Raw genomic sequence first — 2,158 nt, 5'->3', positions numbered from 1 at the left:
TATTAAAATCATTTTTTAATCTCATTGAAATTGGGGTTCTGCTTATGATTTTGGCTAATATTTGGGTTTTTGCAGTTACAAATGGAAAAACTTATACCAAAATATCTAAAATTCCACCAAGAGAAACGGCGCTTGTTTTAGGGACTTCACCAAAAATGAAATCCGGAGTTTCTAATCCTTATTTTACCGCGAGAATGGATGCAACCGCACTTTTATACCACCATGGGAAAATTAAGAAAATCATTGTGAGTGGCGAAAAAAGCAAAGGTTATGATGAACCTGCCGCAATGAAAAATTACCTTATTTATCAGGAAGGCGTTCCCGAAAATATTATTATTGAAGATCCTAAAGGTTATAAAACCCAAGCCAGCATTAAAAACTGTCTAGAAATTTATCATCAAAAAGATGTGATTATTGTCTCCCAAGGTTTCCATAATTTACGCGCTTTGTTCTACGCCAGGAATAATGGAATGAATGCGCTCGGCTTCGATGCACAAGATGTTTTAGCCAATAATAGTTATTACAGAAATCAGTCTCGGGAGTTTTTAGCACGCGTAGTTGCGGTGATTTATTACATTCTAAATATTGAGCGAAAAGTATAAATTTTACGTAATCACAATTTAGATAGAGTTATACCTAAGAATTTACGGCAAAATCTTATATTTGTAAAAACAAAAAATATGCTCGTAATCGGAATTGCAGGAGGAACCGGATCAGGAAAAACCACTGTGGTAAACAAAATCCTTCAACAACTGAATGTGGAAGGAGTTAATGTTCTTTCACAGGATAATTATTACCATGATAATCAACAACTTACACTTTCTGAAAGAGAGGTTTTAAATTACGATCATCCAAAATCTATTGATTTTGAATTGCTCATTAAGCATGTGAAAGCACTGAAAAATGGCGAAACCATCGATCAACCGATTTATTCGTTCGTTACCCATTCCAGAACCGGCGATCATGTTTTAATTGAACCAAAAAATGTTTTAATTGTAGAGGGGATTTTGGTGTTAACCAACTCTGAACTTTTAAAAGAATTTGATTTAAAAGTCTTTGTTCATGCCGATTCCGATGAAAGATTAATCCGAAGAATTCGACGTGACACGCAAGAAAGAGGCCGCGATTTGCAAGAAGTTTTGCACCGTTATCAAACCACTTTGAAACCAATGCATCAAGAATTTATAGAACCATCGAAAAACGAAGCAGATTTGATTGTTCCTAACATGAAGCAAAATACCGTTGCGATTGATTTTCTTTCTACCGTAATTAATAATACTCTGAAAAAACCACATTAAAATGGAAGACTTAATTAAAGAAATTAAACCAAAATCACAGAAGTTAAAATTCATTCAAAAATATTTTTTGAATAAATATTTCGTAACTATTTTTCTTTTTTTGGTCTGGATGATTTTCTTTGATAGCACTTCTTTTTTGGTTATTAATGAGTTGAATGGCGAAATCAATAAGTACGAAGATCAATTGGCGTATTACCAAACCGAATACCAAAAAAACGATGATTTCTACAAAAAATTGATGAACAATAAAGCAGAAAAAGAAAAATACGCACGTGAAAATTATTTCATGAAAAAACCAAATGAAGAAATTTTTATTTTGGTTGTGGATAGTACGAAAGCGACTAAAAAATAACTCATTAGATAAAAGTCAATTATTGGCGCAATCAAAAATATGTTTAAAAAAACTTCACTTCAAGACTGGGAATCTGTTGTTCAAAAGCAATTGAAAACAGAAGATATCTACGAGATTTTATCCAAAAAAAACCTCGAAGGAATTGTAGTGAAACCTTATTACGATTCGGTTTCGAAGCCATTAAGCAATCTTCCGAAAGTGGAAGAATCTACCCATCTCGTTTCTCTTTATCATGAAAGTTTGGAAGAAGATATTTTCGCTTTTCTTTTAAATAATAATGTAGAAGATTTAACAGAAAAAGTGATTTTCGTGAATAATAGAGATTTAGCAGATCATATTTCTTTAGACGAAACAAATCGATATTTTTCTTTGATTGATGTTTTTTCAGAAGATAAAAATGGCGCACTCAATCAGCAATTAGTGAAAGAACTTCTGGCAAAAGATTTTGAAAGAAATATATGTGTTAATGTTTCTTTGCATCAAAATGCAGGTGCCACAATCATTCAGC

3 protein-coding genes and 1 pseudogene are annotated in these 2,158 nt (G+C 32.3%); all 4 read left to right on the top strand.

The genetic code is table 11. From position 1 onward, the window contains the following. Positions 1–44: 44 nt before the first annotated feature. Positions 45–602, top strand: a complete 558-nt coding sequence (locus WBY99_RS09550; protein WP_423976101.1) for a SanA/YdcF family protein — start codon at positions 45–47, stop codon at positions 600–602. Positions 603–680: 78 nt separating this feature from the next. Next, positions 681–1,298 (top strand): uridine kinase, encoded by a 618-nt coding sequence (udk, locus tag WBY99_RS09545; protein WP_423976100.1) that lies wholly within the window; start codon positions 681–683, stop codon positions 1,296–1,298. 1 nt (position 1,299) lies between these two features. Further along, on the top strand, positions 1,300–1,650 hold the full coding sequence (locus WBY99_RS09540) for an FtsB family cell division protein (RefSeq protein WP_423976099.1): 351 nt from the start codon (positions 1,300–1,302) through the stop codon (positions 1,648–1,650). Positions 1,651–1,689: 39 nt separating this feature from the next. Next, positions 1,690–2,158: pseudogene (locus WBY99_RS09535) on the top strand (methylmalonyl-CoA mutase family protein); the annotation flags it as partial.

This window comes from Kaistella sp., from assembly GCF_049588135.1.
Classification (GTDB): Bacteria; Bacteroidota; Bacteroidia; order Flavobacteriales; family Weeksellaceae; genus Kaistella.
This window is presented reverse-complemented; position numbering and strand designations above follow the sequence as displayed.